Genomic DNA, 2,248 nt, shown 5'->3' with positions numbered 1-2,248 from the left:
GGCGCCGCGGTCGGCGCGGCCTCGGGGCAGCCGCGGCGACGACTGCGGCTACTACCGCGGCGGCCGCTGCTATCGGAACCAGGGTCACTGGGAGCGCGAGCACGGCATCAACAGCCGCGACCCGCGCTGGGAACAGCGCCGCGACTACCGGGACTACCGCGACGACCGTCGTGAATGGCGCCGCGACCGTCGCGACGATCGCCGCTACGACCGCGACTACCGCTACGACCGCCGCTGGTAGGCCAGACCCCTTCCGCCCGGCTGCTTGAAGTCCGGCCGGGCGTGGGCGAGGAAGGCGGGTCCTGGAGACAGGGCCCGCCTTTTTCTTGCGCCCTCTCCTACACCCGTCACCCTCGGGCTTGACCCGAGGATGACGGGAAAGGAGCAGGACGTGTTCGGCCCCCTACACCATCAGCCGCTTCATCAGTTCGGCCGTCGACGGATCGAGGCCCGCTCCCGGCTCGCCGGCCTCGACATCCTTCAAGATGGCCTTGGCCAGGACCTTGCCCAGCTCGACGCCCCACTGGTCGAAGCTGTTGATGTCCCAGATCACGCCTTCCACGAAGGTCTTGTGCTCATAAAGGGCGATCAGGGCGCCCACGGCTTCCGGCGTCAGGGCGTCCAGCAGGATACTCGTCGACGGCCGGTCGCCGGGGAAGGTCTTGTGCGGCGCCAGCCGGTCGGCCTCGGCCTTGTCCGCCCCGGCGGCGATCAGCTCCGCCCGGGCCTCGGCCTCGCTCTTGCCGATCATCAGCGCCTGGGCCTGGGCCAGGGCGTTGGACCACAGGGGTGCATCGCCCTCGCGGTCGTCCATGGCCGCCTCAGACGTATGGCCGACCACCACGAACTCGGCGGGCACCACCTGCGGCCCCTGGTGGATCTGCTGGAAGAAGGCGTGCTGGCCGTTGGTGCCCGGCTCGCCGAACACGATCGGACCGGTCGCCGTCGTTACGGGCTGGCCGTCGCGCGTCACCCGCTTGCCGTTCGATTCCATCTCCAGCTGCTGCAGGAAGGCCGGCAGACGGCGAAGCCCGTGGGCGTAAGGCGCCACCGTGCGGGCGTGCCGGTTCAGCCCCTCGACGTTGAACACCTGCGCCAGGGCCATCAGCACCGGCGCGTTCTTCTCCAGATCCGCGCCCAGGAAATGCTCGTCCATCGCCCGCGCCCCGGCCAGCACGCGTTCGAACACGTCCCAGCCCAGCGCCACGGCGACCGACAGGCTGACCGCCGACCACAGGGAGTAGCGTCCGCCCACCCAATCGCGGAACCCGAACGTCCGGCCGCAGCCCCAGGCCTCAGCCTTCTCGGGCGCCGCGGTGACGCCGATCAGGTGCCGGGCCATGCGCCGCGGCGACAGGCTTTCGGCCAGCCAGGCCTTGGCCAGCTCGGCGTTGGCCAGGGTCTCCTGGGTGGTGAAGGTCTTGGACACCACCACCACCAGCGTCGTCTCGGGGTCCAGCCCGGCCAGGGCCTCGGCCATGTCGCGGGGGTCGATGTTGGCGACGAAGCGCAGGTCGATCGCGGGCTCCAGCGGCCGCAGGGCGTCCCACAGCAGCCGGGGGCCCAGGTCCGAGCCGCCGATGCCGATATGGACGATGGCCTGGAAGGGCTGTTTGGTCCCGCCCGTCTCGGCGCCCGACCGGATTCCTTGGGCGAACGCGGCCATCGACCGGCGGGTCTCGTCGACTTCCTTGGACACCGCCTCGCCCAGCGCGTGGAAGTCGGCCCCGTCGGCCGCCCGCAGCGCGGGATGCAGCACGGCCCGGCCTTCGGTGTTGTTGACGGCCTCGCCGCCGAACAACGCCGCCCGACGGCCCTCCACGTCGCAGGTCCGCGCCAGGTCCAGAGCCGCCTCGAACCCCTCGGCGCTCCAGGTCTGCTTGGACAGGTCCACATAGAGCCCGGCCGCCTCGACCCCCATCCGCTCCGTGCGGCGGCGGTCCGTCGCGAACTGATGGACGATGCGGGCGCCCGCGTCCTTGCGCGCGACGGCGCGAAGCATGTCCAGGGCCTGGGATCGAGCGGTCATCGGCGGACTCGGCGAAAGACGGGTGTAAACCCTCGTTTACGGGTCGGGCGTAAGCCGGTTCAACGCCGAATCGGTGATTCGGCCAACAAGAGTTCGCCCGAGAGGTTCCCCATGTCCTGCGGCGTCGCCCTGGCCGTCTCCCTCCTTCTCGCCGACCCCAACGTCGCCCTGGCCGCGGCCCAGCCGCCCGCGCCGGCCGACGCGCCGCTCTCGGTCGCC

1 protein-coding gene and 1 pseudogene are annotated in these 2,248 nt (G+C 71.2%); one reads left to right on the top strand and one right to left on the bottom strand.

The annotated features are described in order from the left end of the window. Positions 1-241: pseudogene (locus AC2W7C_RS16985) on the top strand (hypothetical protein); the annotation flags it as partial. 162 nt (positions 242-403) lie between these two features. On the opposite strand, the gene pgi reads toward AC2W7C_RS16985, so the two are convergent. Then, positions 404-2,029: a glucose-6-phosphate isomerase gene (gene pgi / locus AC2W7C_RS16980; protein ID WP_486002432.1), complete on the bottom strand. Its 1,626-nt coding sequence runs from the start codon at positions 2,027-2,029 to the stop codon at positions 404-406. Positions 2,030-2,248: the final 219 nt, after the last annotated feature.

This window comes from Brevundimonas sp. CURTG3B2_SDJG, assembly GCF_057364705.1.
Note: the sequence above shows the minus strand (reverse complement) of the source record. Positions and strands in the feature narration are given on the sequence as shown.

What these genes read in the sequence shown, in the direction of transcription:
- pgi (WP_486002432.1), bottom strand. Translation starts at nt 2,029, where the DNA reads ATGACCGCTCGATCCCAGGCCCTGGACATGCTTCGCGCCGTCGCGCGC.